Here is a 23886-nt window from a genome sequence, read left to right as displayed (position 1 = left end):
TCTACGGATCGACTTTGGGGCGTTCGGCAAAGCACCGGACCGAAATCGGGGGTCCCAAGTGCAAAACTTAGGGAGAGGGAAGATGAAACTACTCAACAAAAAGAACACGTTGCTTGCGTCCACCGCCATGGCGGCCTGGGCGTCGGGTCTCTTGGTCACGGCCGCTCACGCCCAAACCGCCGAACCGGCGAAGCAAGACGGCGGCGAAGTCTCCGAAGTCGTCGTGGTCGGCCAGCGCAAGGCGATTCAGTCGGCCCAGGAGCTGAAGAAGAACTCCGAACAGATCGTCGACTCGATCACCGCCGTGGACATCGGCGGCCTGCCCGACCGGTCGATCACCGAAGCGCTGCAGCGCGTTCCGGGCGTCACCATCGGCCGCACCACCCAGCCCCGCGACGTGGACCGCCTGAACGCCGAAGGCTCGGGCATCCAGATCCGCGGCCTGACCTGGGTCCGCTCCGAACTGAATGGCCGCGACATGTTCTCGGCTCGCGGCGGCCGCTCGATCTCGTGGGAAGACGTGACCCCCGAGCTGTTCGCCGGCGTCGACGTCTACAAGAACCCCTCGGCCGATATCGTCGAAGGCGGCCTGGGCGGCACGGTGAACCTGCGCACGCGCATGCCGTTCGACCAGAAGGGTCGCCAGATCGCCTTCTCGGCCGACTACACGCGCGGCGACCTGCGCAAGGAAGCCACCCCCTCGGGCAGCCTGCTGCTCAGCGACCGCTTCGACACGCCGGACGGCGGCGAGTTCGGCGTGCTGCTCAGCTACTCCAACTCCGAGCTGAAGACGGCCGTCAACACCATCGCCGTCGACCCGTACAACGCCCACGGCGTGGGCGTGCAGTCGTCCTATGACGGCGGCCTGACGTACAACTTCAACGGCGACAACTCGATCGCCGGCCAGCCGCTGAGCCGCGTCTTCGTGCCGGTCGGCATCCAGTACCGCGACAACGATCAGGACCGGAACCGCAAGGGCTACTACGCCGCGTTCCAGTACCGTCCGAACGACAACCTCGAATTCTTCACCACCCTGTTCCGCACCGAGGCCAAGCAGACCTTCAAGGACCGCTTCGCCCAGACCTCGGCCTGCTGCTCGGCGACCAACAACCAGTCGTTCGTGGTGGGCCCGGCGGCCGGCACCACCTTCACCTTCGACGAGGACGGCAACTTCCTGAAGGGCCAGCTGGTCGATGGCGGCGGCGGCGGCAACGGCGTGGCCAACTCGTTCCTGCTGAACCTGGGCACCCGCTACGGCGAGGTGAAGGACAACACCAACGACGTCTCGGCCGGCTTCAAGTGGCAGAACGACCGCTGGACCGTCACCGGCGACCTGCAATATGTCTATTCGCATCGCGAGAGCACCGACCTGACGGTCTACAACACCGTCACCCTGCAGGGCGGCTTCGGCCTGGATCTCACCGGCGACCTGCCGAAGATCACCATGAGCAACGTCACCAACACCCCGTCGGCGTTCAACCTCTACGCCGCGATGGACCACATCGACGACAACGACGCCCGGGAATACGCGGGCAAGTTCGACGTCACCTACGCCTTCGACGACGACAAGCTGATCAAGGACATCAAGCTGGGCGTGCGCGCCACCTCGCGCGACGCCACCTCGCGCGACACGGCCTACAACTGGAACCTGATCTCGGCGCCCTGGGCCTCGTCGGGCGTGACCGCCACGGCGGACAAATACACCCAGCACCAGGACGTCGTCAGCTTCGACAACTTCTTCAAGGGCGACCTGTCGGTCCCCGGACTGATCATGCCGGCGTTCGACTTGGCCAAGAGCCCGACGGTGCTCTACGACTACCTGAACAAGGTGGTCTGGAACGGTCCGATCCCCGGCGGCGGCCCGGCCTACGACAACAGCATGTACGGCTATTACGGCCCGAACAGCGGCAACGGAAAGATTCCGGACTGGGCGCCCTACGCCGGCAACTACAGCCCGTTCACCCAGGGCACCCTGATGAGCTACACGCCCATCTGGGCCGCGCCGACCGGCAGCATCAGCTACTGGCAGCCGTTGGGCAATGTGAGCACCAGCTTCACCAACTTGGGCGGCCGCGGCGTCAATCGCCAGTACGAAGACACCGCCGCGTTCTACGGCAAGGCCCGCTTCGGCGGCGACCTGCCCATGTCGTGGGGCGACGAGGGCATGAGCTGGGACGGCAACTTCGGCCTGCGCGTCGTCCACACCAAGACCGACGGCGAAGGCTTCGGCACGATCAACCTGATCGACCAGAGCCAGAGGATGTTCGCCTCGCCCACCGCCGCGACGAAGATCACCTATGCCGACGGCCGGGCCTTCACCGCGACGGGCGGCACCGAATACACCGATGTCCTGCCCAGCCTGAACCTGCGCCTGAAGGCCCGCAATAACGTGTTCTTCCGCTTCGCGGCGTCCAAGAACATCGTCCGTCCGGACTTCAACCAGCTGGATCCGTCGATGACGGTGTCGGGCACGCTGCAATCGCGCCCGGCCACGGTCGCCGACGGCCTCATCAACCAGCAGACCGGCCAGCCCTACACCCAGGCCGAACTGACCGCCGCGGCGAACAACGGCTCGGCGGTGAACTACCACACCGACGTCGCCTTCAGCTTCTCCGGCGGCAATCCGAACCTCAAGCCGATGCGGGCCAATTCGTTCGACCTGTCGGGCGAGTGGTACTTCCACGGCGGCATGACGGCCCTGGGCGTGTTCAAGAAGGACGTCTACGACTACATCCAGTCGACGCCGACCCTGGTGAACATCACCACCTCCAACGGCAGCACGGTCCAGGCCATCGGCACCGTGCCCCAGAACATGGGCCACGGCGAAATCTACGGCGCCGAGTTCCAGTACCAGCAGTACTACGACTTCCTGCCCGGCGCCTTCGGCGGCCTGGGCACGGAATTCAACGCGACGATCCTGGACAGCAAGGGCACGCGCAACGTGTCCAGCAGCACCACGGACTCCTCGCAGATCACCGCCTCGAAGCTGGACCTGCCGCTGGAGCAGCTGTCGCGCTACACCTACAACGCGACGCTGCTCTACACGAAGTACGGCATCGACGCCCGCCTGGCCTATAACTGGCGGTCGCGTTACCTGATGAGCGCCTCGGCCTCGAACCTGATGGTGCCGGTCTACGCCAAGGCGTTCGGCCAGCTGGACGGCTCGGTGATGTACTCGGTCACGCCGCAGGTGAAGATCGGGGTCCAGGGGGTCAACCTGCTGAACTCCAAGTACGAGCTGGAAATGGACCAGCGGGATTCCTGGTACCTCGGCACCCAGGGCAACTTCTCCAAGTCCCTGGTCCAGACCCACAGCTGGACGGTGAGCGACCGCCGCATCTCGTTCATCATCCGCGGAACCTTCTAGTCGGCTCCTCCACCGACCAAGCGACCCCGTCGGCGTCATGCCGACGGGGCTTTTTTTGAAATGCATGCGAAGAATGCGGCATGGAAAATCCCGGTAAGATCTCCCACCTCGTGATCGCCGGCGGCGGCACCGCCGGATGGATGGCCGCGGCCTTCTTCTCCAAGCTCTTCGCCCCGCACCAGATGCGGATCACCCTGGTGGAGTCGGCCGAGATCGGCACGATCGGCGTCGGCGAGGCGACCATTCCGCCGATCACCTTCTTCAACCAGATCGTGGGCGTGGACGAGGCCCAGATGCTCTCGGCCACCCAGGGCAGCTTCAAGCTGGGCATCGAGTTCGTCGGCTGGCGCGAGCCCGACCACCGCTACCTCCACCCGTTCGGCTCCTACGGCGCGCCCATCAACGGCGTGTCGTTCCATGCCTATTGGCTGCGGGCCAAGAAACTGGGCTACCGACCCGACATCTCCGAATTCTCTCTGAGCGCCCTGGCGGCCAAGAAGGGCCGCTTCGACTGGCGCGTGGACGATCCGCGCGACCCGCGCACGACCATGGCGCACGCCTACCATTTCGACGCCTCGCTCTATGCCAAGCTCCTGCGGGGCGTGGCCGAGGGGCGCGGCGTGCGACGCCTGGAACGCACCATCCGCCTGGTGAACCTCGACCCTCAGGACGGCACGATCGCTTCGCTGCTGCTCGACGACGGCCAGACCCTGGAAGGCGACTTCTTCATCGACTGCTCGGGCTTCCGCGCCCTGCTGATCGAAGGCGCCCTGGGAGTCGGCCACGACGACTGGTCGGCCCTGCTGCCGGCCGACCGAGCGGTCGCCCTGCCCTCGGCCCGCTTCGAGGATCCCGTGCCCTACACCCGCGCCACCGCCCGCCCCGCCGGCTGGCAATGGCGTATCCCGCTGCAGCACCGCACCGGCAACGGCTACGTCTATGCCAGCGACCACATCGGCGACGACGCGGCCGCCGACGACCTGCTGGCCAGCCTGGCGCGCGAGCATCCCCACAACACGCCCCAGGCCGATCCGCGCTTCCTGCGGTTCAAGACCGGACGCCGCAAGCAGTCGCGCTTCAAGAACTGCGCGGCCATCGGCCTGTCGAGCGGCTTTCTGGAGCCCCTGGAATCGACCTCGATCCACCTGATCCAGCACGGCCTGATCAAGCTGGCGGCCACCTTCCCGCTGGGCAGGAACGACCCCGCCGCGGCCGATCTCTACAACCGGATGATGGGCGAGGAGATGGAGCAGATCCGCGACTTCCTCGTCTTCCACTACCACGTCAACGGCCGGGTCGGCGAACCGCTGTGGGACTATGTGCGCCACATGCCCATCCCGGACTCGCTGCGCGAGAAGATGGAGCTGTTCCGCACCCGGGGCCTGACCACCTTCCCCAACCAGAGCATCTTCCAGGAGCCCAACTGGCTGGCGATCATGATGGGCCAGGCGCCGACGCCGGAAGGCTACGACCCGCTGGCCGACCTGATGGACGAGCGCGCGCTCTACAACGCGCTGGAGCACATGCGCGGCGCCTATCAGCAGATCGTCGAGAAGATGCCCGCCCACGCTCGCGTGCTCGAACGCTTCCCCAACCGGGAAGTCGCCTAGAGCGCCCTCCTCCAGTCGTCCGAAAGAGACTCCCATGTTCAAGCGCTCCGCCGCCTGGCTGATGGCCGGCGCCCTGACCCTGGCCACCACCGGCGCGCCGGTCGCCCTGGCCGCCGACAAGGACCCGCCGCCCCGCGTCGCCAACGGCCTGGCCAAGACCCCGCCCATGGGCTGGAACAGCTGGAACAAGTTCGCCTGCAACATCGACGAGGCGACCGTCCGGCGCATCGCCGACGCCATGGCCTCGAACGGCATGAAGGAGGCCGGCTACGAATATGTGGTGATCGACGACTGCTGGCACGGCCCGCGCGACGCCGGCGGCTTCATCACCTACGACGCCAAGCGTTTCCCCAGCGGGATCAAGGCGCTGTCGGACTATGTGCATTCCAAGGGCCTGAAGTTCGGCATCTATTCCGACGCCGGCCGCCTGACCTGCGGCGGCCGTCCGGGCAGCCAGGGCCACGAGTACCAGGACGCCAAGACCTATGCCGATTGGGGCGTGGACTACCTCAAGTACGACTGGTGCTCGACCGGAACTCGCAACGCCGAGGAAGCCTATACCCTGATGGCCGACGCCCTGCGGGAAAGCGGCCGCGACATCGTCTTCTCCATGTGCGAGTGGGGCACGGCCAAGCCGTGGCTGTGGGCCCAGACCATCGGCAACCTGTGGCGCACCACCGGCGACATCACCGACAAGTGGGACGGCAAGCACGACTATTCCCTGGGCGTCCTGCCCATCCTCGACGCCAACGAGCCGCTCTACCCTTATGCCGGTCCCGGCCACTGGAACGACCCGGACATGCTGGAGGTCGGCAACGGCGGACTGACCACCACCGAGTACCGCTCGCACTTCAGCCTGTGGGCCCTGATGGCCGCCCCGCTGATCGCCGGCAACGACATCGCCAACATGGACCAGGCCACGCGTGAAATCCTGCTCAACAAGGAGGTCATCGCGGTCAACCAGGACCGGCTGGGCGCCCAGGGACGCCGCGTCCGCGACGATGGCGACCTTGAGGTGTGGTCCAAGCCGCTGGCGGACGGCGGCCGCGCGGTGATCCTGTTCAACCGGAGCGCCGAGGCCCAGCCGATTTCGGTCGACTGGACCGAGATCGGCTATCCCGCCACGCTGAAGGCCGAGGTCCGCGACCTCTGGACCAAGGCCTCCCTGGGCAAGAAGACGAGGCGGTTCACGGCCACGACGCCGTCGCACGGCGTGGTGATGGTTCGGATCACGCCCTGCCCCTTACGCAAGCCTGACGGTTGACAGGCCGCCCTCCGCTGCCCACACCCTGGCGTGTCGTCGCCCCGAGGAAGCTTGTGAACGCGCGCCCGGACAACCTGTTGAGTCGAGCCATGGCGGCCTTCGCCGCCGTGCTCGTGACTCTGCTCGTCGTCCACTCGCCGATCGCCACCGTCGATCGGCTGCTGCACGATTTCGGCCACGCCCATGCCGCCAACGCCTTCGTGGGCGCGGTCGTCGATCTTCCCGAGCACGACCAGGCCTCGGCGGTCGCGGCCGTCGAGGACGACGCCTCGCCCGAACCCGTCACGCACGGGCAGAACCACCACCACCACGACGGCCCCTCCGCCTACGACCTGGCCGGCGACCTGAGCCTGCCGGTCGCCTGGTCGTCATCGGCCGCGCCATTCCGGTTGGATCACGATCTACGTCAGGGCCTCGACGCCCCCGGGCAGGACCGTCCGCCCAAACCCCTCCTCGCACACGTCGCCTGACCCGCGCGGCCTTGAGCCGCGCCTTCGCACGTTCGAGGACCTTTCATGTCTGCTCTTCTCCCAGGCCGCGCCTCGCGGTCCTGGCTGCTGGCCACGGCGTTCGCCCTGGCCGCGCCTCTCTCCGCCTATGCGGAGCCCCTGACCCTGCCCGACGCCCTGAGCCGCGCCGCCCAGGGCGATCCCAACCGTCCGGCGCTGGCCCTGCGGCTGACCGCCGCCGAGGCCGGCGCCCGGCAAGCCGCCGTCCGCCCCAATCCCGTGGTCGGCGTCGAGGTCGAAGACCTCGCCGGCACGGGCCCCTACTCCCTGATCGATCGCGCCCAGGCGACGGTCTATTACGAACAGAGCCGGGAACGCGGCGGCAAGCGCGCCGCCCGCACCGCCCTGGCTCGCGGCGACATCGCCCTGACCCGCCTGCGCGACGACGTCCGGATGCTGGACGTCCTGCACGAGGTGGACCTGGCCTGGATCGAGGCCGCCGCCGCCGAGGCCGAGGCGCGGCTGGCCGCCGACCGCGTGGCCCTGGCCGAACGCGCCCGGACCGAGGTCGACCACCGCGTGCGAGCCGCCCGCGATCCCCTGTTCGCCGGCGCCCGCGCCGACGCCCAACTGGCCGAGGCCCGGATCGCCCTGGCCCAGGCCCAGACCCAGGCCGCCGACGCCCGGCGCGCCCTGGCGGCCTTCTGGGGCGGCGGTGAGGTCGAGATCGATCCCAACGCTCTGGAAGACCTGTCGGCCGCCCGACAGGTCGCCGGTCCGCCCTCGGCGGTCGACTTGGCCCTGCTGGACGCCCAACGCGAGGTCGCGACCGCCAAGGTCCGCGTGGAGGAGAGCAAGACCGTCCGGGACCCGACCTGGCGCGCGGGCCTGCGCTATCTGAACGACGGCGGCGATGTCGCCGCCGTGGTCGGGGGCTCCATCCCGTTGGGGCGCTACGACACCAATCGGAACGCCGTCGCCCAGGCCCGCGCGGCCCGCACGGCCGCCGAGCTCGACCTGGCCGGCGCCAGGACCGTGCTGGAGCGCAGGATCGCCGCCGTCCAGGCCTCGCTCGCCCGCAAGGCCGGCGAGGCTCGCCGGATCCAGGACGAGGTCGTGCCGGCCAACGCCCGGACCGTCGATCTGGTCCGCGTCGGCTTCAATCGTGGCGGTTTCAGCTATCTCGACGTCCTGGAGGCTCAGAAGGCCCTGATCGACGCCCGGGCCCGCCGCCTGGCCACCCTCAAATCTTTCCAGATCGACCGCGCCCAGCTCGACCGCCTGACCGGCGCCCGCGCGAGCCTGGTTCCCGCCTCGGAGACCGCCCGATGATCCGCCTTCATAAGCCCCTGGTCCTGGCCCTGGCCGGAACCCTCGCCCTGTCGGCCTGCGGCGAGCGCCCCAAGCCTGCCGAAACCGAAAGCCACGCCGAAACCGCCGGCGAATACGAACGCGGCCCGCATCGCGGCCGCATGCTCCGCGACGGCGACTTCGCCCTGGAGGTCACGATCTTCGAAGACGGGGTGGAGCCCGAGTTCCGCGTCTACGCCTATCGCAAGGACAAGCCGGTCGCGCCCAAGGACGTGAACCTGTCGATCACGCTGACGCGCCTGGGCGGCCAGGCGGACCGCTTCGCCTTCGCGCCCTCCGAGGACTATCTGCGCGGCTCGGGCGTGGTGCGCGAGCCGCACTCCTTCGACGTGAAGGTGTCGGCCGCCTATCAGGGCCGCACGCACCAGTGGGCCTATCCATCGTACGAGGGCCGCACCACGATCTCGGCCTCGGCCGCCCAGGCCGGCGGCGTGAAGACCGAGATCGCCGGCGCCGCGCCTATCGCCGAGCTGGTCGACATGGCCGGACGCGTCGAGATTACCCCCGAAGGCAAGGGCGAGGTCCGCGCCTGGTATCCGGGCCGGATCATGAGCCTGCGCGGCGAGCTGGGCACGCAGGTCCGCAAGGGCCAGATCCTGGCCCGCGTGGAGTCCAGCGAAAGCCTGCAGACCTATTCCATCCCTGCCCCGATCAGCGGCGTGATCGTCGAGAAGAACCTCAACGTCGGCGACGTGGCCGGCGAACGGGCGATCTTCGTGATCGCCGACCCGACCCAGCTGCACGCCGAGTTCCTGGTCTATCCCCGCGACGCCGAAAAGGTGCGGGTGGGCCAGCCCGTGGAGGTGCGCAGCCTCTCTGGCGGAACCCGCCTGACGGCCAAGGTCGAGGCGGTCCTGCCCACCGCCGACCTGGTCAGCCAGACCCTGGTCGCCCACGTCCACCTGCCCGGCGGCGCCGACAGCGCCTTCCGGCCCGGCATGGGCGTGGAGGGCGCGTTCCAGGTCGGCGCCCAGGCCGCGCCGCTGGCGGTGCGGACCAGGGCGATCCAGCGCTTCCGCGATTTCCAGGTGGTGTTCGTCAAGGTCGGCGACACCTACGAAGTGCGGATGCTGGAACTCGGCCGCCAGACACCCGAATGGACCCAGGTGCTGTCCGGCCTCGAACCCGGCGCCGAATACGTCACCGACGGCGCCTTCCTGATCCGCGCGGACATCGAGAAGTCCGGCGCGAGCCACGACCACTAGGGAGGCGAACCATGCTCGAACGCATCATCGCCGCTTCGATCCGGCTTCGCTGGATCGTGCTGGCGCTCGTCGCCGTCGCCGCGGCCGTCGGGGTCTGGAGCTTCCAGCGCCTGCCCATCGACGCCACGCCCGACATCACCAATGTCCAGGTCCAGATCAACACCGAGGCTCCCGGCTTCTCGCCCCTAGAGGCCGAGCAGCGGATCACCTTCCCGGTCGAGACCGCCATCGCCGGCCTGCCGGGCCTGCAGTACACGCGCTCGATCTCGCGCTACGGCCTCTCGCAGGTGACGGTCGTCTTCAAGGATGGGACCGACCTCTATTTCGCCCGCCAGCTGGTCGGCGAACGGCTGCAGTCGGCTCGCTCCCAGTTGCCGGCCGGCCTGAACCCCGAGCTCGGACCGATCTCCACGGGCCTGGGCGAGATCTTCATGTACACGGTCGAGGCCAAGCCGGGCGCGCGCCGTCCCGACGGCAAGGCCTGGACGCCCGAGGATCTGCGCACCCTGCAGGACTGGGTGATCCGGCCCCAGTTGCGCAACACGCCCGGCGTCACCGAGGTCAACACCATCGGCGGCTACGAGCGGCAGTACCACGTCACGCCCCTGCCCGACCGCCTTTCGGCCTATGGCCTGGCGATGGGCGACATCGTCGCGGCGCTGGAGCGGAACAACGCCAATGTCGGCGCCGGCTATGTGGAGCGTTACGGCGAGCAGTATCTGGTTCGCGTTCCCGGCCAGGCTACCGGCGTCGAGGACCTGCGGGCGGTGATCGTCGCCAGCCGCAACGGTGCGCCCATCCGGGTCGCTGATCTGGCCGACGTAGGCCTGGGTCAGGAGCTCCGCACCGGCGCGGCGACCGAGGACGGCAAGGAGGTGGTGCTGGGCACGGTCTTCATGCTGGTCGGCGAGAACAGCCGCACGGTGGCCCGTGCGACCGCCGAGCGCTTGGAACAGGCCGCCAAGGCCCTGCCGCCGGGCGTGACGGCCAAACCGATCTACGACCGCACACACTTGGTCGATCGAGCCATCGCCACGGTCGAGAAGAACCTGGTCGAGGGCGCGATCCTGGTGATCGTCGTGCTGTTCCTGCTGCTGGGCAACATCCGGGCGGCCCTGATCACGGCGGCGGTCATTCCGCTGGCCATGCTGATGACCATCACCGGCATGGTCCAGTCTAGGGTCTCTGGCAATCTGATGAGCCTGGGCGCGCTGGACTTCGGCCTGATCGTCGACGGGGCGGTGATCATCGTCGAGAACTGCCTGCGACGCCTGGGGGAGGCCCAGCATCGCGAGGGCCGTCTCCTCTCGCGCGACGAGCGCTTCGCCCTGGTGGCCGGCGCGGCCGGCGAGGTCATCCGCCCCTCGCTGTTTGGCGTGCTGATCATCACCCTGGTCTATGTGCCGATCTTCGCGCTCACGGGCGTGGAGGGAAAGATGTTCCACCCGATGGCCATCACCGTGGTCATCGCCCTGACCGCCGCCCTGGTGTTGTCCCTGACCTTCGTCCCCGCCGCCGTGGCCCTGTTCGTCACCGGCAAGGTCGAGGAGAAGGACAACCCGATCATGCGCGGCGCGCGCCGGCTCTACGAACCGGCCCTGGAGGCGGCCCTGCGCCTGCGGGTGGTCGTCGTCGCCGGGGCGGTCGTGCTGGTGGCGGTCGCGGCGTTCGCCGCCTCGCGGATGGGCTCGGAGTTCGTGCCCAATCTCGACGAGGGCGATATCGCCATGCACGCCCTGCGCATACCCGGGACCAGCCTCTCCCAGGCCGTCGCCATGCAGACAGCGCTGGAGGCCCGGATCAAGACTCTGCCGGAGGTGGATCGCGTCGTGGCCAAGATCGGCACCGCCGAGGTCGCCACCGACCCGATGCCGCCCTCGGTCGCCGACACCTTCATCATGCTGAAGGACCGCAAGGACTGGCCCGATCCCGGCAAGCCGAAGGCCAAGCTGGTGGCCGAGCTCCAGGCCTTGGTCGCCCAGGTCCCGGGCAACAATTACGAGTTCACTCAGCCGATCCAGATGCGGTTCAACGAGCTGCTGTCCGGCGTGCGGGCCGACGTGGCGGTCAAGGTCCACGGCGACGACCTGGACCGGCTGCTGGAGATCGGCGAGCGGATCGGGGCCGTCGTCGAAGGCGTCCAAGGCGCTCAAGACGTCGGGGTCGAGCAGGTCACCGGCCTGCCGGTTCTGCAGATCACCCCCGACCGGGCGGCCCTGGCGCGCCTGGGCCTGAACGTCGACGACGTGCAGTCGGTGGTCGCCACCGCCATCGGGGGCACGGTGACGGGGCAGGTGTTCGAGGGCGACCGGCGCTTCGACGTCGTCGTGCGTCTGCCCGAGGACGTGCGCGGCAAGGTCGACGAGATCGGCCGGCTGCGCATTCCCCTGCCCGGCAGCCTCGACCAGCCCCGGGGCTTCGTGCCCCTGCAGGACGTGGCCCGGATCGAGACCATCATCGGTCCCAACCAGATCAGCCGCGAGGACGGCAAGCGCCGCGTCGTGGTCACCGCCAACGTGCGGGACCGCGACCTGGGCTCGTTCATCGCGCAGGTCCGCGAGAGAGTCGGGGCCGAGGTCGAACTGCCGCCCGGCTACTGGATCACCTATGGCGGCACGTTCGAGCAACTGATCTCGGCGGCTAAGCGGCTGCAATTGGTCGTGCCCGCGACCTTGCTGCTGATCTTCGGCCTGCTCTACGCGCTGTTCCGCTCGGTGAAGGACGCGGCCATCGTCTTCTCGGGCGTGCCCCTGGCCCTGACCGGCGGGGTGGCGGCGCTGCTGCTGCGAGGCCTGCCGCTGTCGATCTCGGCGGGGGTGGGCTTCATCGCCCTGTCGGGGGTGGCGGTGCTGAACGGGGTGGTGATGGTCAGCTTCATCCGCGCGCTCCAGCGGGAAGGCGCGGACCTGGACCACGCCATCCGCGAAGGCGCCCTGACGCGCCTGCGGCCCGTGCTGATGACGGCCCTGGTGGCCAGCCTCGGCTTCGTGCCCATGGCCTTCAACGTCGGGGCCGGCGCCGAGGTGCAGCGGCCCCTGGCCACCGTGGTCATCGGGGGGATCGTCTCGTCCACCCTGCTGACCCTGTTGGTGCTGCCGGCGCTCTACAGGCTGACCTACCGGTCGCGCACGCCGCAGGCCTGATCAAGGACGACGGGCGGCGTGAACGCCGCCCGTCGGACCTCGACGCCCCGGTCAGCGGGCCTTGAGGACCTTGTCGGCGACGGACACCGCAGACATAGCCCTGGGCCAGCCCGCATAGAAGGCCAGATGGGTCAGCACCGCCCCGACCTGGTCGCGGCTGAGGCCGTTGTCCATGGCCCGGCCGAGGTGGAACGGCAGTTGCTCGGCCTGGCCGTTGGCGACCAGGGCGACCACCGTCGCCAGGCTGCGGTCGCGCGGCGACAGGTCGGTCCGCAGCCACAGGTCCTCGAACAGGACCTTGTTGGTGTAGTCCGCCAGGGCCGGCGAGACCGCGCCGACGCCGGTCTCGACCGCCCGGGCGCGCGGCGCGTCGGCGGCCGGATCGAACGGCAGGCGGGCTTGGGGCGGCGTGACCGGCGCCAGGCCGCGCTCGCCCAGCACCGTGTTGGCCACGCTCACGGCCGACATGGCCCTGGGCCAGCCGGCGTAGAAGGCCATGTGGGTGATGATCCCCGACAATTCGGCGGGCGTGACGCCGTTGTCGAGCGCGCGCTTGAAGTGCCCGGGCATCTGCTCGACATGGCCGCCGGCCACCAGGGCGCAGACCGTGACGAAGCTGCGGTCGCGAGGCGTGAGGTCCTTGCGCTCCCAGAGGTCGCCGAACAGCACGTCGTCGGTATAGGCCGCCAGTTGCGGCGCCACGGCGTGAACGGCCGGCGGCGCGACGCTGGGTCGAGACCGACCGCCGCCCTGATCGTCGGCGGGCGAAGCGACGGCGGCGGCGGCCATGGCGGCGGCGAGCATCTTCATCGCGAGACCTCCCCGTCGCCGTTTCCGGCCAGGTACTGCGCGTCGGTGACGGGCTCCAGCCAGTCGACGGCCCGCCCCTCGAACGTCTCGGCGATGGCGATGTGGCTCATGGCGCTGGTGGGGGTAGCGCCGTGCCAGTGACGGTGTCCCGGCGGGCACCAGATCACGTCGCCCGGACGGATCTCGACCACCGCCTCGCCCTCGCACTGGGTCCAGCCCACGCCCGAAGTGACGATCAGGACCTGTCCCAGCGGATGGGTGTGCCAGTTGGTGCGCGCGCCGGGCTCGAAGGTGACCAGGGCGCCGCCGGCCCGCGCCGGCGGCTTGGCCTGGAACGGGGTGTCGATACGGACCCTGCCGGTGAAATAATCGGCCGGCCCCGCGACCGAAGGCTTGGCGCCGTTGCGCTGGATTTCCATGCTCGCTCCTTGCTGCATCTCCGCGTGAGGCGCGGCGACCATGGCGAGCAGGCCGATCAAACTCGAAGGCGTCATCGTCCGTCCTCGTTGTCGACGAGGCCGTATCGCCGCCGTCACGCAGGACGTCAGGTTAGGACGAAGACGCTCCGGCGATTAGCCGCATGGATCGGCATGCGTCTATGCCGCGCATTCATGAGTGGCGGCCGGGCCGATAGCGCAACGCCTCCACGAGCGCGGCGAAGGCCGGGGTCGGCTGGCGGCGGCTGGGATAATAGAGGTGATAGCCCGCGAAGGGTTCGCACCAGTCGGCCAGCACCTGCACCAGTCGCCCGTCGTCCAGATAGGTCTGGACCATGTCCTGCATCAGGAACGCCAGGCCGAAGCCGTCGACCGCCGCCTGGGCGATCATCCGGGTGTCGTTCATCGTCAACTGGCCGTCGACCCGCACCCGCAGGGCATGGCCGTCCTTCTCGAACTCCCAGGCATAGAGGCCGCCCAGGGTCAGCATGCGCAGGTTGATGCAGCTGTGGTCGGTGAGCTCGTGCGGGGTCTGGGGCTCGGCGCCCTTGCGCGCGAAATACGCCGGCGAGCCGACCACGATCATGCGCTGAGGCGGGCCGATCGGCACGGCGATCATGTCCTTGGCGATGGATTCGCCCAGCCGCACCCCGGCGTCGTAACGCTCGGCGACGATGTCGGTCAGGGTGCTGTCCATGGTCAGCTCGACCTTGATGTCGGGATAGTCGACCAGGAACCGTGACATCACGGGCCACAGGAGCGTTTCGGCGGCGTGGCCGCTGGTCGTCAGGCGGACGAGGCCCGCCGGCTTCTCCCGCAGTTCGGTCAGGCTGGCCAGCTTGCGGTCGATGTCGTCCAGCGCCGGCCGGAGTGTCTCGACCAGGCGCTCACCCGCCTCGGTGGGCGCGACGCTGCGGGTGGTGCGGGTCAGGAGCCTCAGCCCCAACTGCGTTTCCAGGCGACGTATCGTATGGCTCAGCGCAGACTGCGAGGTGCCGAGCTTGGCGGCCGCGCGCGTGAAGCTGCGCTCGTCGGCGACAGCCAGAAAGGCCATCAGGTCGCCCAGGTCTTCGCGCCGCATTGATGAACTCCACACATAGGTTCATCCCGGCTTTAGCGACTAATCGTCGGAATGTCCCCGCCCTAGTTAGAGCCCGCCCCACGTGTCGGAGGGGGTTTTCGAACGACTAGGAGAACGGTCCATGCTGGCGACGATGCTCTACGGCCCCGGCGACGTGCGTTACGAGGAGGTTCCCGAGCCGAAGATCCTCGCGCCCACGGACGCGATCATCCGCCTCTCGGCGACCTGCATCTGCGGTTCGGACCTGTGGCCCTATCGCGGCCTCAACGACGTCACCGCGCCCCTGGCCATGGGTCACGAATACTGCGGCGTCGTCGAGGAGGTCGGCAGCGCGGTGAAGACGGTACGGCCCGGCCAATTCGTGGTCGGCTCGTTCGCCCTGTCCGACAACACCTGCCCGCACTGCCGGTTCGGCTTCCAGTCCTCGTGCGAGCAGCGCCAGTTCATGACCGGCGCCCAGGCGCCGCTGGCCCGCGTGCCGCTGGCGGACGGCTCGCTGGTGGCGACCGAATCCCTGCCCGACGACGACCTGATCCCCAGCCTGCTGGCCGTCTCCGACGTGCTGGGCACGGGCTGGTACGCGGCCGACGCCGCGCGTGTCCGGGCGGGCTCCACCGTGGTGGTGGTCGGCGACGGCGCGGTCGGGCTGATGGGCGTGCTGGCCGCCAAGCAGATGGGCGCGGACCGCATCATCGCCATGAGCCGCCACAAGACCCGCCAGGACCTGGCCCTGGAGTTCGGCGCCACCGATATCGTCTCCGAGCGCGGCGACGAGGGGATCGCCCGGGTCAAGGAACTGACCGACGGCGTCGGCGCCGAGTCGGTGCTGGAATGCGTCGGCACCCAGGAATCGATGGACCAGGCCCTGAACTGCGCCCGCCCGGGCGGCACGATCGGCTTCGTCGGCGTGCCCCACGGCGTGGAATTCGACGGCCAGAAGCTGTTCTTCGCCCAGCGCTCGCTGCTGGGCGGCCCCGCGCCGGTCCGTCGCTTCCTGCCGGACCTGATGCGGCTGGTGCTCGATAGAAAGATCAATCCGGGCAAGGTCTTCGACCTGCAACTGCCCCTCGCCGACGTGGCCGAAGGCTATCGCGCGATGGACGAGCGACGGGCGATCAAGACCCTGCTGCGGGTCTGATCCAACGCCCCGGCGGCGACGGTCGGCCTTTGCTGACCGTCTTGTCAGGCAGCCGTCAGGCTGCCGACCCGCTGACCTTGATACACCGCTACCAACCTCCCCCTCCGCAACGACGGAACTGCCGATGATCTCGCTCGTGCGGACGGCCTTGGCGCGTCCCTATACCTTCGTCGTGATGGCCGCGATGATCCTGATCGTCGGCGTCCTGGCGATCCTGCGTACGCCGACCGACATCTTTCCGAACATCCGCGTCCCCGTGGTCGCGGTGGCCTGGACCTATAACGGCCTGTCGCCGTCCGACATGTCCGGCCGCGTCCTGACGCCCTACCAGCGGGCCCTGACCACCACGGTCAACGACATCGACCACATCGAGGCGACCTCGCTGCAGGGCATCGGCGTGGTGAAGATCTACTTCCAGCCGGGCGCCGACGTGCGCCTGGCCAACGCCCAGATCACCGCCGTCTCCCAGACGCTGCTGCGCCAGCTGCCGTCCGGCACCACCCCGCCCCTGATCCTGAACTACAACGCCTCCACCGTGCCGATCGTGCAGCTGGCGCTGTCAGGCCAGGGCCTCTCCGAGCAGCAGCTGTTCGACTACGGCGTCAACTTCATCCGCACGCGCCTGGTCACCGTGCCGGGCGCCGCCGTGCCGTTCCCGTTCGGCGGCAAGACCCGCCAGATCCAGGTCGACATCGACCCGCAGGCCCTGCTGTCCAAGGGGTTATCGGCCACCGACGTTGGGGCGGCCATCGCGGCCCAGACCCAGATCACCCCGGCCGGCTTCGTCAAGATCGGCGAGTTCCAGTACAGCCTGCGCCTGAACAACGCGCCCGGCACGGTGGACGAGCTGAACGCCCTGCCGGTCAAAACCGTCAACGGCGCGACCATCCGCATCGGCGACGTCGCCCACGTGCGCGACGGCTCGGCCCCGCAGCAGAACATCGTCCACGTCGACGGCCAGCGCTCGGTTCTGATGACCGTGCTGAAGTCGGGCTCGACCTCGACCATCGCCATCGTCGACGGGGTCAAGGCCGCCCTGCCGGACCTGAAGGCCCAGCTGCCGCCCGAACTGACCATCCGCCCCCTGAACGATCAGTCGACCTTCGTGAAGGCGGCGGTCGACGGCGTGGTCCACGAAGGCGCCCTGGCCGCCGTGCTGACCTCGCTGATGATCCTGCTGTTCCTGGGCTCGTGGCGCTCGACCGTGATCATCGCCGTCTCGATCCCGCTGGCCGTGCTGGCGGCCATCGCGGCCCTGGCGGCGTTCGGCCAGACCCTGAACGTCATGACCCTGGGGGGCCTGGCCCTGGCCGTCGGCATCCTGGTCGACGACGCCACTGTCACCATCGAGAACATCAACTGGCACCTGGAGCACGGCAAGGACGTCAAGACGTCGATCCTGGACGGCGCGGCCCAGATCGTGACCCCGGCCTTCGTCTCGCTGCTGTGCATCTGCATCGTCTTCGTGCCGATGTTCTTCCTGCCGGGCGTCTCGGGCTTCCTGTTCGTGCCCATGGCGTTGTCGGTCGTGTTCGCCATGATCGCCTCGTTCCTGCTGTCGCGGACCCTGGTGCCGACCATGGCCGCCTACCTGCTGAAGCCGCACGTCCCTCATGACCAGGAAGCGCCGTCGACCAACCGGCTGGTCCGCTTCCAGCGCGGGTTCGAGCGCGGCTTCTCCAAGGTGCGCGATGGCTATGCCGGCCTGCTGGGCGCGGCCCTGGACGCGCGCGGCCTGTTCGTCGCCGGCTTCCTGGCCTTCGCGCTGCTCAGCCTGCTGCTCGTGCCGTTCCTGGGCCGCAACTTCTTCCCGGCGGTGGATTCCGGCTCCATCGCCATGCACGTGCGGGCGCCCACCGGCACGCGGATCGAGGAGTCCGCGGCGCTGTTCGACCGCATTCAGCGCCAGGTGCGCATGGTCATCCCGGCCGAAGAACTCGACACCGTGGTCGACAACATCGGCCTCAGCAGCAGCGGCATCAACGTCACCTACAACGCCTCGGGCACCATCGGTCCGCAGGACGGCGACATCCTGATCAGCCTGAAGAAGGGCCACCGCCCGACCGAGGACTACGTCCGCGCCCTGCGCGAGGAACTGCCCAAGGCCTTCCCGTCGGCGACCTTCTCGTTCCTGCCGGCCGACGTGACCAGCCAGATCCTGAACTTCGGCAGCCCCTCGCCCATCGACATCCAGGTGGCCGGCGGCGACATGGCGACCAACCAAGCCTACGCCCAGAAGATTCTGCGCGCCATTCGGGGCATCAAGGGCATCGCCGACGTGCGGATCCAGCAACCCGTGGCCTCGCCGGAGCTGCGCTTCGACGCCGACCGCACCCGCATCCACGCCCTGGGCCTGGACGAGCGCGACGTCACCGCCAGCCTGGCCGGCGCCGTGGCCGGCAGCGCCCAGAGCGCGCCGGTGTTCTGGCTGAACCCGGCCAACGGCGTCTCCTACCCCGTCGTGGCCCAGACGCCGGAATACATGCTCGACAGCCTGGACAAGCTGCGCTCGATCCCGGTCAGCGGCGCCCGCGTGCCCGGCCAGGCGCCGCAGGTTCTGGGCGGCCTGGGCGACCTGGAGCGCGGTTCCACGGCCGCCGTGATCTCGCAGTACAACATCCAGCCGATGATCAACGTCTTCGCCGCCACCCAGGGCCGCGACCTGGGCGGCGTGGCCGCCGACATCCAGAAGGTTCTCAAGGCGCTGGAGAAGGACAAGCCCGCCAAGGTCCACGTCACCCTGCGCGGCCAGTACCAGACCATGAACACCGCCTTCTCGGGCATGGGCTGGGGCCTGCTGGGCGCGGTCGTGATGATCTATCTGCTGATCGTCATCAACTTCCAGTCCTGGCTGGACCCGTTCGTGATCATCTCGGCCCTGCCCGCCGCCCTGGCCGGCATCGCCTGGATGCTGTTCGCCACCGGCACGCCGCTGTCGGTGCCGGCCCTGACCGGCGCGATCATGTGCATGGGCGTGGCGACGGCCAACTCGATCCTGGTGATCAGCTTCGCCCGCGAGCGGCTGGCGGCCACGGGCGACGCGGTCCAGGCCGCCTTCGAGGCCGGGGTCACCCGCTTCCGCCCGGTGCTGATGACGGCCCTGGCCATGATCATCGGCATGGGTCCCATGGCTCTCGCCCTGGGCGAAGGCGCCGAGCAGAACGCGCCGCTGGGCCGCGCGGTCGTCGGCGGGCTGATCTTCGCCACCTGCGCCTCGCTGCTGTTCGTCCCCACCATCTTCTCCATCGTCCACGGCCGCCGTCCCAAGACGGAAACCGCTTCGCCCGAGGGTATCGCCCATGCCTGACAACACCCTGCCCAAGACCAGCCCCCGGCAGTTGCGACGCATCGCCCTGATCGGCGCGGCGGGCTTCGTCCTGATCCTGGCGGGCGGAACGGCCTCGCGGCTGATGGCCGGCCAGGACTTGAAGAAGACCAGCCAGGCCGGCGCGGTGGCCACGGTCAACGTCGTCCAGCCCGGCGGCGGCGAGGATGCGGCCCTGGTGCTGCCCGGCCGCCTGCAGGCCTGGGCCGAGGCGCCGGTCTATGCCCGCACCGACGGCTATCTGCGCCGCTGGTACGTCGATATCGGCCAGCCGGTGAAGGCCGGCCAGGTCCTGGCCGAGATCGACGCGCCCGAAGTCGACCAGCAGCTGGTCGCCGCCCGCGCGGCCCTGGCCACGGCCTCGGCCCAGCGGGATCTCGCCGCCACCACGGCCGCCCGCTGGAAGCGCCTGGTCGGCGAAAACGCCGTCTCGCAGCAGGAGGCCGACGAGCGCCAGGGCGACCTGGCCGCCCGCGAGGCCATGCGCAACGAGGCCTTCGCCAATGTCCGCCGACTGGAATCCCTGACCGCCTTCAAGCGCATCGTCGCCCCGTTCGACGGGGTGGTGACCAGCCGCGACACCGACCAGGGCGCCCTGATCAGCGCCGGCGGCGGCAGCCCCTCGCCGCTGTTCACCGTGTCCGACACCCGCAAGCTGCGCCTCTATGTCAGCGTGCCGCAGAACCTGGCCGGCCAGATCCGTCCGGGCATGACGGCCAATTTCACGACGCCCGAGCTGCCCGGCCAGACCTTCGCGGCCCGCCTGGTGCGCTCGGCCGACGCGGTGGACGCCCAGTCCGGCGCCATGCTGGTCCAGCTGGAGGTCGACAATGCCGGCGGCCAGCTGAAGCCGGGCGCCTATGCCCAGGTCAGTCTGGACCTGAAGGGCGCGGGCGACATGCAGACCGCGGCCGTGCGGGTGCCCGCCAACGCCCTGCTCTTCCGCAAGGAAGGCACGGCCGTGGCCGTCGTCGACCGCAGCGACACCGTGCGAATTCGTCCCGTGCGCATCGCCCGCGACTATGGATCGGACCTTGAACTGGCCGCCGGCGTCGCCGCGTCCGACTGGGTGGTCACCAGCCCGCCCGACGCCATCGCCGACGGCGACAAGGTCCGTGCGGTCCGCCCCAAGGGAGGCGCCGGTGCGCGCGGCTAACCTCTCCCCGCTCCTGCTTTTGGCCCTCGCCGCCTGCTCGACGACCCCGGCCTACACGCCCCCGACGCTGGCCACGCCCGCCGCCTTCCGCGACACCGGACCCTGGACGCCGGGCTCGACCGCCCCGGCCGCGTCCGGCGCCTGGTGGGCGGCGTTCGGCGATCCGGTGCTGGACGGGCTGGAGCGCCGCCTGGACGCGGGCAGCGCCGACCTCGCCGCCGCCGTGGCTCGCTACGACCAGGCTCGCGCCCTGTCGCGCCAAGCCTCCAGCGCCCTGTGGCCCAGCCTCGGCGTCGAGGGAAGCGTCGAGCGCCAGCGCACCCCGGCCAATGGCCGGTTCGACACCACGACCGTGACCGCCGGCGCCGCCTACGAGCTGGACCTCTGGGGCCGGGTGCGTGGCCTGGTGGCCGCCGGCCGCGCCGACGCCCAGGCCAGCGCCGCCGACCTGGCCGGCGTGCGCCTCAGCCTGCAGGCCCAGTTGGCCGACACCTATTTCGCCCTGCGTGGAGCCGACGCCCAGATCGCGGTGCTGAACTCGACGGTCGAGGCCTATCGCCAGGCCTTGGACCTGACCAACCGCCGCCAGACCGGCGGCGCGGCCAGCGCTCTGGACACCGGACGCGCGCGGACCCAGCTGGCGGCGACGCAGGCTCAGTACGAACAGGCGGTCGCCGACCGCGCCCTGCTAGAGCACGCCATCGCCGTCCTGGTCGGCGAACCGGCCTCGACCTTCACCGTGGCCTCCGCGTCCGAACTGCTCGACGCCCCGACCACGCCGGTCAGCGCGCCGTCCGCCCTGCTCCAGCGTCGTCCCGACATCGCGGCCGCCGAGCGCCGGATGGCGGGGGCCAACGCCCGCGTGGGCGTGGCCCGCGCCGCCTGGTTCCCAAGCGTGACCCTGGCCGCCGCCGGCGGCTACCAGTCCACGGGCGGCGAACTGCTGACGGCGGCCAACCGCGTCTGGGCCCTGGGCCCGCTGTCGGCCGCCCTGCCACTGTTCGATGGCGGCGCGCGCAAGGCCGAGGCCGCCCGCAGCCGGGCGGTGTTCGACGAGACCGCGGCCGGCTATCGCCAGACCGTGCTGGACGCCTTCCGCGAGGTCGAGGACCAGATGGTGCTGTCCAACCGCCTGGCCTCCGCCCAGGAGCGGCAGGACGAGGCCGTGGCCGCCGCCGCCCACACCAGCGCCCTGGCCACCACCCGCTATCGCGAAGGCGCGGCCAGCTATCTGGACGTGGTCACCGCCCAGACCGCCGAATTGGACGCGCGACGCGGCGCCCTGGACCTGCGCACCCGCCGCCTGGCGGCCAGCGTGGACCTGATCCGCGCCCTGGGCGGCGGCTGGGACGGCCGGACCGGCTAGGCGGCTTCGGGCTCCGGCGCGGCGGCCGTCGCGCGCGCAGTCCGGTCGTCGGGCGTGGTCGCGTCGGGGCGCGGCAGCAGAAAGCCGATCAGCACTTCGCCGCCCTCGCATCGCGCGAAGACCGAACCGCCGTGCATGATAACGATGGCCTTGACCACGGCCAGACCCAGGCCATGGACCTCGCCGCTGTGCTCGCGGGCGCGGTCCAGGCGGTAGAAGCGGTCGAACAGCCGCGCCAGATGCGCGTCCGGGATCGGACCGCCGCGATTGCGCACCGACAGGCACACCGCCTTGTCCTGCGCCTCGATGGTCACCCGCACCTTCCGGCAGTCGACGCCGTGGCGGATGGCGTTGTCGAGCAGGTTGGTCACGGCCCGTCCCAACAGCGAGGCGTCGGCGACCACCACGGCGTCGCCGCGCACTTCCAGCTTCACGTCGGCGTCATCGAACAGCACATCCAGGAAGTCGGCGGTCTTGTGGGTCAGGGCGGCCAGGGACAGCGGCGCGAGATTGGCCGCCAGGGCGCCCTGGTCGGCGCGGGCCATGAACAGCATGTCGTTGATGATGGTGCGCAGCCGCTCCAGCTCTTCCAGGTTGGAGTGCATCACCTCTTCCAGTTCGTCGGCGGGGCGCTGGCGCGACAGGGCCACCTGGGTCTGGCCGATCAGGTTGCCCAGCGGCGTGCGCAGTTCGTGCGCCACGTCGGCGTTGAAGGCGGCCAGCCGCTCGTAGGCGCCCTGCAGACGGTCGAGGGCGCCGTTGAAGGCGCTCATCAGCCCCACCAGCTCAGCCGGCAGGTCCTGGGTCGGCATTCGCAGGGAAAGGTCGGCGGGGTTCAGCGCGCCGGCGCGGTGCGACAGCCGGTCGACCGGCGCCAGGCCTCGGCGGGCGATCCACCAGCCCAGCAGACTGACCAGGGCGATGGTCACGACCGACACGGCCAGCACCCCGACGCCCAGGACAAGGCGCGAGGCGTCGAACGGCGCGGTGTCGGCGGCGATCACCAGGCGCACGTCGGGACGCCGGCCATAGGCCGGCACCTTGCGCGCCAAGGTCATGAACTGCTTGCCGTCCGCGTGGATGACGCCGAAGCCATCGCGCGCCGGCTCCAGCGCCTTGCCCGGCATGAACTGAAAGCGTGGATCGGCCGACTCGATCCGGTAGCGGATGCTGCCGTCGGCCGGGGTGAACGACTTCAGCTTGTCGGTCATCAGCGGCCAGCGGGTCGGATCCTCCAGGCGATGGATCATCGCCTCGATGATCTCCGCGCGCGCGCTCAGCTCCTCGGACTGGTGGCGCTTCAGCTCCAGGCTCTGGAAACCGAAGATCGCCACCCCCGCCAGCACCGAGACCAGGCTGGTGGCGATGGCGAACATCAGGGCCAGGCGGCCGGCGATGGAGGTCGGGGTCACGGTCACGGCGTTCCCTCCGGACGATGCTCGAGCACATAGCCCATGCCGCGCACGGTGTGCAGCAGCTTGGTCTCGAACATGCCGTCGATCTTGGCCCGCAGGCGCTTGATGGCGACCTCGACCACATTGGTGTTGGTGTCGAAATTGATGTCCCAGACCAGCTCGGTGATGATCGTCTTGGAGACGATCTGCGACTGGCGCCGACCCAGAACGGCCAGCAGGGCGAACTCCTTGGCCGTCAGGTTCAACCGCTTGCCCGCCCGCGTGGCGCGCCGGGCCAGCAGGTCCAGGTGCAGGTCGCCCACCGTGATGGTCGTCGACTCGCTGCGGCCCCGGCGGGTGATGGCCTGCAGCCGCGCCAGCAATTCCAGGAACGAGAACGGCTTGACCAGATAGTCGTCCGCGCCCGCGCCCAGGCCCTTGAGGCGGTCGTCGACGCTGTCGCGGGCGGTCAGCATGATCACCGGCGTCTGGCGGCTCTGGCGCAGCCGCTCCAGCACCTCCACCCCGTCGAGCCCCGGCAGCATGCCGTCCAGTACGATCGCGTCGTAGTCCAGGGTCTCGGCCAAATGCAGCCCGTCCTCGCCATTGGCTACGAAGTCGACCGCATAGCCCTGCTCCGTCAGCCCCTTGCGCAGGTAGGCGACGGTCTTGGGCTCGTCCTCCACGATCAGGATCTTCATGGTCCGGCGTTCCACGGGCGGCAAACCGGAACGCGACGTCCCGGGCCGACAAGATAAGGCGCCCCCGCG

The 23886-nt window shown here is 69.6% G+C and carries 16 protein-coding genes; 11 read left to right on the top strand and 5 right to left on the bottom strand.

Features of this window, described 5'->3' with window-relative positions; all coding sequences use genetic code 11:
• Positions 1-82: 82 nt before the first annotated feature.
• The 7 genes from AC07OA_RS08390 to AC07OA_RS08360 all read left to right on the top strand — a co-directional run bounded on the left by AC07OA_RS08390 (position 83) and on the right by AC07OA_RS08360 (position 12409).
• Positions 83-3367 (top strand): TonB-dependent receptor, encoded by a 3285-nt coding sequence (locus tag AC07OA_RS08390; protein WP_494663333.1) that lies wholly within the window; start codon positions 83-85, stop codon positions 3365-3367.
• An 80-nt stretch (positions 3368-3447) separates the two neighbouring features.
• Positions 3448-4977, top strand: coding sequence for a tryptophan halogenase family protein (locus tag AC07OA_RS08385; protein ID WP_494663332.1), 1530 nt, complete (start codon positions 3448-3450; stop codon positions 4975-4977).
• Positions 4978-5011: 34 nt separating this feature from the next.
• Positions 5012-6241: a glycoside hydrolase family 27 protein gene (locus AC07OA_RS08380; protein ID WP_494663331.1), complete on the top strand. Its 1230-nt coding sequence runs from the start codon at positions 5012-5014 to the stop codon at positions 6239-6241.
• 89 nt (positions 6242-6330) lie between these two features.
• Positions 6331-6711, top strand: a complete 381-nt coding sequence (locus AC07OA_RS08375) for a hypothetical protein (protein WP_494663330.1) — start codon at positions 6331-6333, stop codon at positions 6709-6711.
• A gap of 45 nt (positions 6712-6756) precedes the next feature.
• Positions 6757-8022, top strand: coding sequence for a TolC family protein (locus AC07OA_RS08370; protein WP_494663329.1), 1266 nt, complete (start codon positions 6757-6759; stop codon positions 8020-8022).
• Complete coding sequence (locus AC07OA_RS08365) at positions 8019-9266, top strand: efflux RND transporter periplasmic adaptor subunit (RefSeq protein WP_494663328.1); 1248 nt, start codon at positions 8019-8021, stop codon at positions 9264-9266. Before AC07OA_RS08370 ends, AC07OA_RS08365 begins: the two co-directional genes overlap by 4 nt.
• Positions 9267-9277: 11 nt before the next feature.
• Complete coding sequence (locus AC07OA_RS08360) at positions 9278-12409, top strand: efflux RND transporter permease subunit (protein WP_494663327.1); 3132 nt, start codon at positions 9278-9280, stop codon at positions 12407-12409.
• 51 nt (positions 12410-12460) lie between these two features.
• Here AC07OA_RS08360 and AC07OA_RS08355 read toward each other — a convergent pair whose 3' ends face one another.
• From AC07OA_RS08355 to AC07OA_RS08345, 3 genes are all read right to left on the bottom strand, one after another.
• Positions 12461-13219 (bottom strand): carboxymuconolactone decarboxylase family protein, encoded by a 759-nt coding sequence (locus tag AC07OA_RS08355; protein WP_494663326.1) that lies wholly within the window; start codon positions 13217-13219, stop codon positions 12461-12463.
• A complete protein-coding gene (locus AC07OA_RS08350) occupies positions 13216-13638 on the bottom strand; it encodes a (R)-mandelonitrile lyase (protein ID WP_494663325.1) in 423 nt (140 codons plus the stop codon). The genes AC07OA_RS08355 and AC07OA_RS08350 overlap by 4 nt, the downstream gene beginning before the upstream one ends.
• 190 nt (positions 13639-13828) lie before the next feature.
• Positions 13829-14737 carry a LysR family transcriptional regulator gene (locus AC07OA_RS08345; RefSeq protein WP_494663324.1) on the bottom strand — a complete coding sequence of 303 codons (909 nt, stop codon included), beginning with the start codon at positions 14735-14737 and terminating at the stop codon, positions 13829-13831.
• A gap of 121 nt (positions 14738-14858) precedes the next feature.
• Here AC07OA_RS08345 and AC07OA_RS08340 point away from each other — a divergent pair, with 121 nt between their 5' ends.
• The 4 genes from AC07OA_RS08340 (at position 14859) to AC07OA_RS08325 (ending at position 21722) form a co-directional block, all read left to right on the top strand.
• A complete protein-coding gene (locus tag AC07OA_RS08340; RefSeq protein WP_494663323.1) occupies positions 14859-15875 on the top strand; it encodes a zinc-dependent alcohol dehydrogenase family protein in 1017 nt (338 codons plus the stop codon).
• 124 nt (positions 15876-15999) lie between these two features.
• On the top strand, positions 16000-19182 hold the full coding sequence (locus AC07OA_RS08335) for an efflux RND transporter permease subunit (RefSeq protein ID WP_494663322.1): 3183 nt from the start codon (positions 16000-16002) through the stop codon (positions 19180-19182).
• Positions 19175-20356: an efflux RND transporter periplasmic adaptor subunit gene (locus AC07OA_RS08330; protein WP_494663321.1), complete on the top strand. Its 1182-nt coding sequence runs from the start codon at positions 19175-19177 to the stop codon at positions 20354-20356. Before AC07OA_RS08335 ends, AC07OA_RS08330 begins: the two co-directional genes overlap by 8 nt.
• Positions 20343-21722 carry an efflux transporter outer membrane subunit gene (locus AC07OA_RS08325; protein WP_494663320.1) on the top strand — a complete coding sequence of 460 codons (1380 nt, stop codon included), beginning with the start codon at positions 20343-20345 and terminating at the stop codon, positions 21720-21722. Before AC07OA_RS08330 ends, AC07OA_RS08325 begins: the two co-directional genes overlap by 14 nt.
• Here AC07OA_RS08325 and AC07OA_RS08320 read toward each other — a convergent pair.
• Together AC07OA_RS08320 and AC07OA_RS08315 are read right to left on the bottom strand one after the other, a co-directional pair.
• Complete coding sequence (locus AC07OA_RS08320) at positions 21719-23140, bottom strand: heavy metal sensor histidine kinase (RefSeq protein WP_494663319.1); 1422 nt, start codon at positions 23138-23140, stop codon at positions 21719-21721. The genes AC07OA_RS08325 and AC07OA_RS08320 overlap by 4 nt on opposite strands.
• Positions 23137-23817 (bottom strand): heavy metal response regulator transcription factor, encoded by a 681-nt coding sequence (locus AC07OA_RS08315; protein WP_494663318.1) that lies wholly within the window; start codon positions 23815-23817, stop codon positions 23137-23139. Before AC07OA_RS08315 ends, AC07OA_RS08320 begins: the two co-directional genes overlap by 4 nt.
• Positions 23818-23886: the final 69 nt, after the last annotated feature.

The organism is Caulobacter sp. GW821-FHT09B08 (assembly GCF_059418225.1).
This window is presented reverse-complemented; position numbering and strand designations above follow the sequence as displayed.

Bases quoted from the DNA above. Each gene is read 5' to 3' on its own strand.
- AC07OA_RS08380 (WP_494663331.1), top strand. From the start codon at position 5,012: ATGTTCAAGCGCTCCGCCGCCTGGCTGATGGCCGGCGCCCTGACCCTG.
- AC07OA_RS08365 (WP_494663328.1), top strand. From the start codon at position 8,019: ATGATCCGCCTTCATAAGCCCCTGGTCCTGGCCCTGGCCGGAACCCTC.
- AC07OA_RS08355 (WP_494663326.1), bottom strand. From the start codon at position 13,219: ATGAAGATGCTCGCCGCCGCCATGGCCGCCGCCGCCGTCGCTTCGCCC.
- AC07OA_RS08315 (WP_494663318.1), bottom strand. From the start codon at position 23,817: ATGAAGATCCTGATCGTGGAGGACGAGCCCAAGACCGTCGCCTACCTG.
- AC07OA_RS08385 (WP_494663332.1), top strand. From the start codon at position 3,448: ATGGAAAATCCCGGTAAGATCTCCCACCTCGTGATCGCCGGCGGCGGC.
- AC07OA_RS08345 (WP_494663324.1), bottom strand. From the start codon at position 14,737: ATGCGGCGCGAAGACCTGGGCGACCTGATGGCCTTTCTGGCTGTCGCC.
- AC07OA_RS08330 (WP_494663321.1), top strand. From the start codon at position 19,175: ATGCCTGACAACACCCTGCCCAAGACCAGCCCCCGGCAGTTGCGACGC.
- AC07OA_RS08350 (WP_494663325.1), bottom strand. From the start codon at position 13,638: ATGGAAATCCAGCGCAACGGCGCCAAGCCTTCGGTCGCGGGGCCGGCC.
- AC07OA_RS08390 (WP_494663333.1), top strand. From the start codon at position 83: ATGAAACTACTCAACAAAAAGAACACGTTGCTTGCGTCCACCGCCATG.
- AC07OA_RS08335 (WP_494663322.1), top strand. From the start codon at position 16,000: ATGATCTCGCTCGTGCGGACGGCCTTGGCGCGTCCCTATACCTTCGTC.
- AC07OA_RS08375 (WP_494663330.1), top strand. From the start codon at position 6,331: ATGGCGGCCTTCGCCGCCGTGCTCGTGACTCTGCTCGTCGTCCACTCG.
- AC07OA_RS08340 (WP_494663323.1), top strand. From the start codon at position 14,859: ATGCTGGCGACGATGCTCTACGGCCCCGGCGACGTGCGTTACGAGGAG.
- AC07OA_RS08370 (WP_494663329.1), top strand. From the start codon at position 6,757: ATGTCTGCTCTTCTCCCAGGCCGCGCCTCGCGGTCCTGGCTGCTGGCC.
- AC07OA_RS08360 (WP_494663327.1), top strand. From the start codon at position 9,278: ATGCTCGAACGCATCATCGCCGCTTCGATCCGGCTTCGCTGGATCGTG.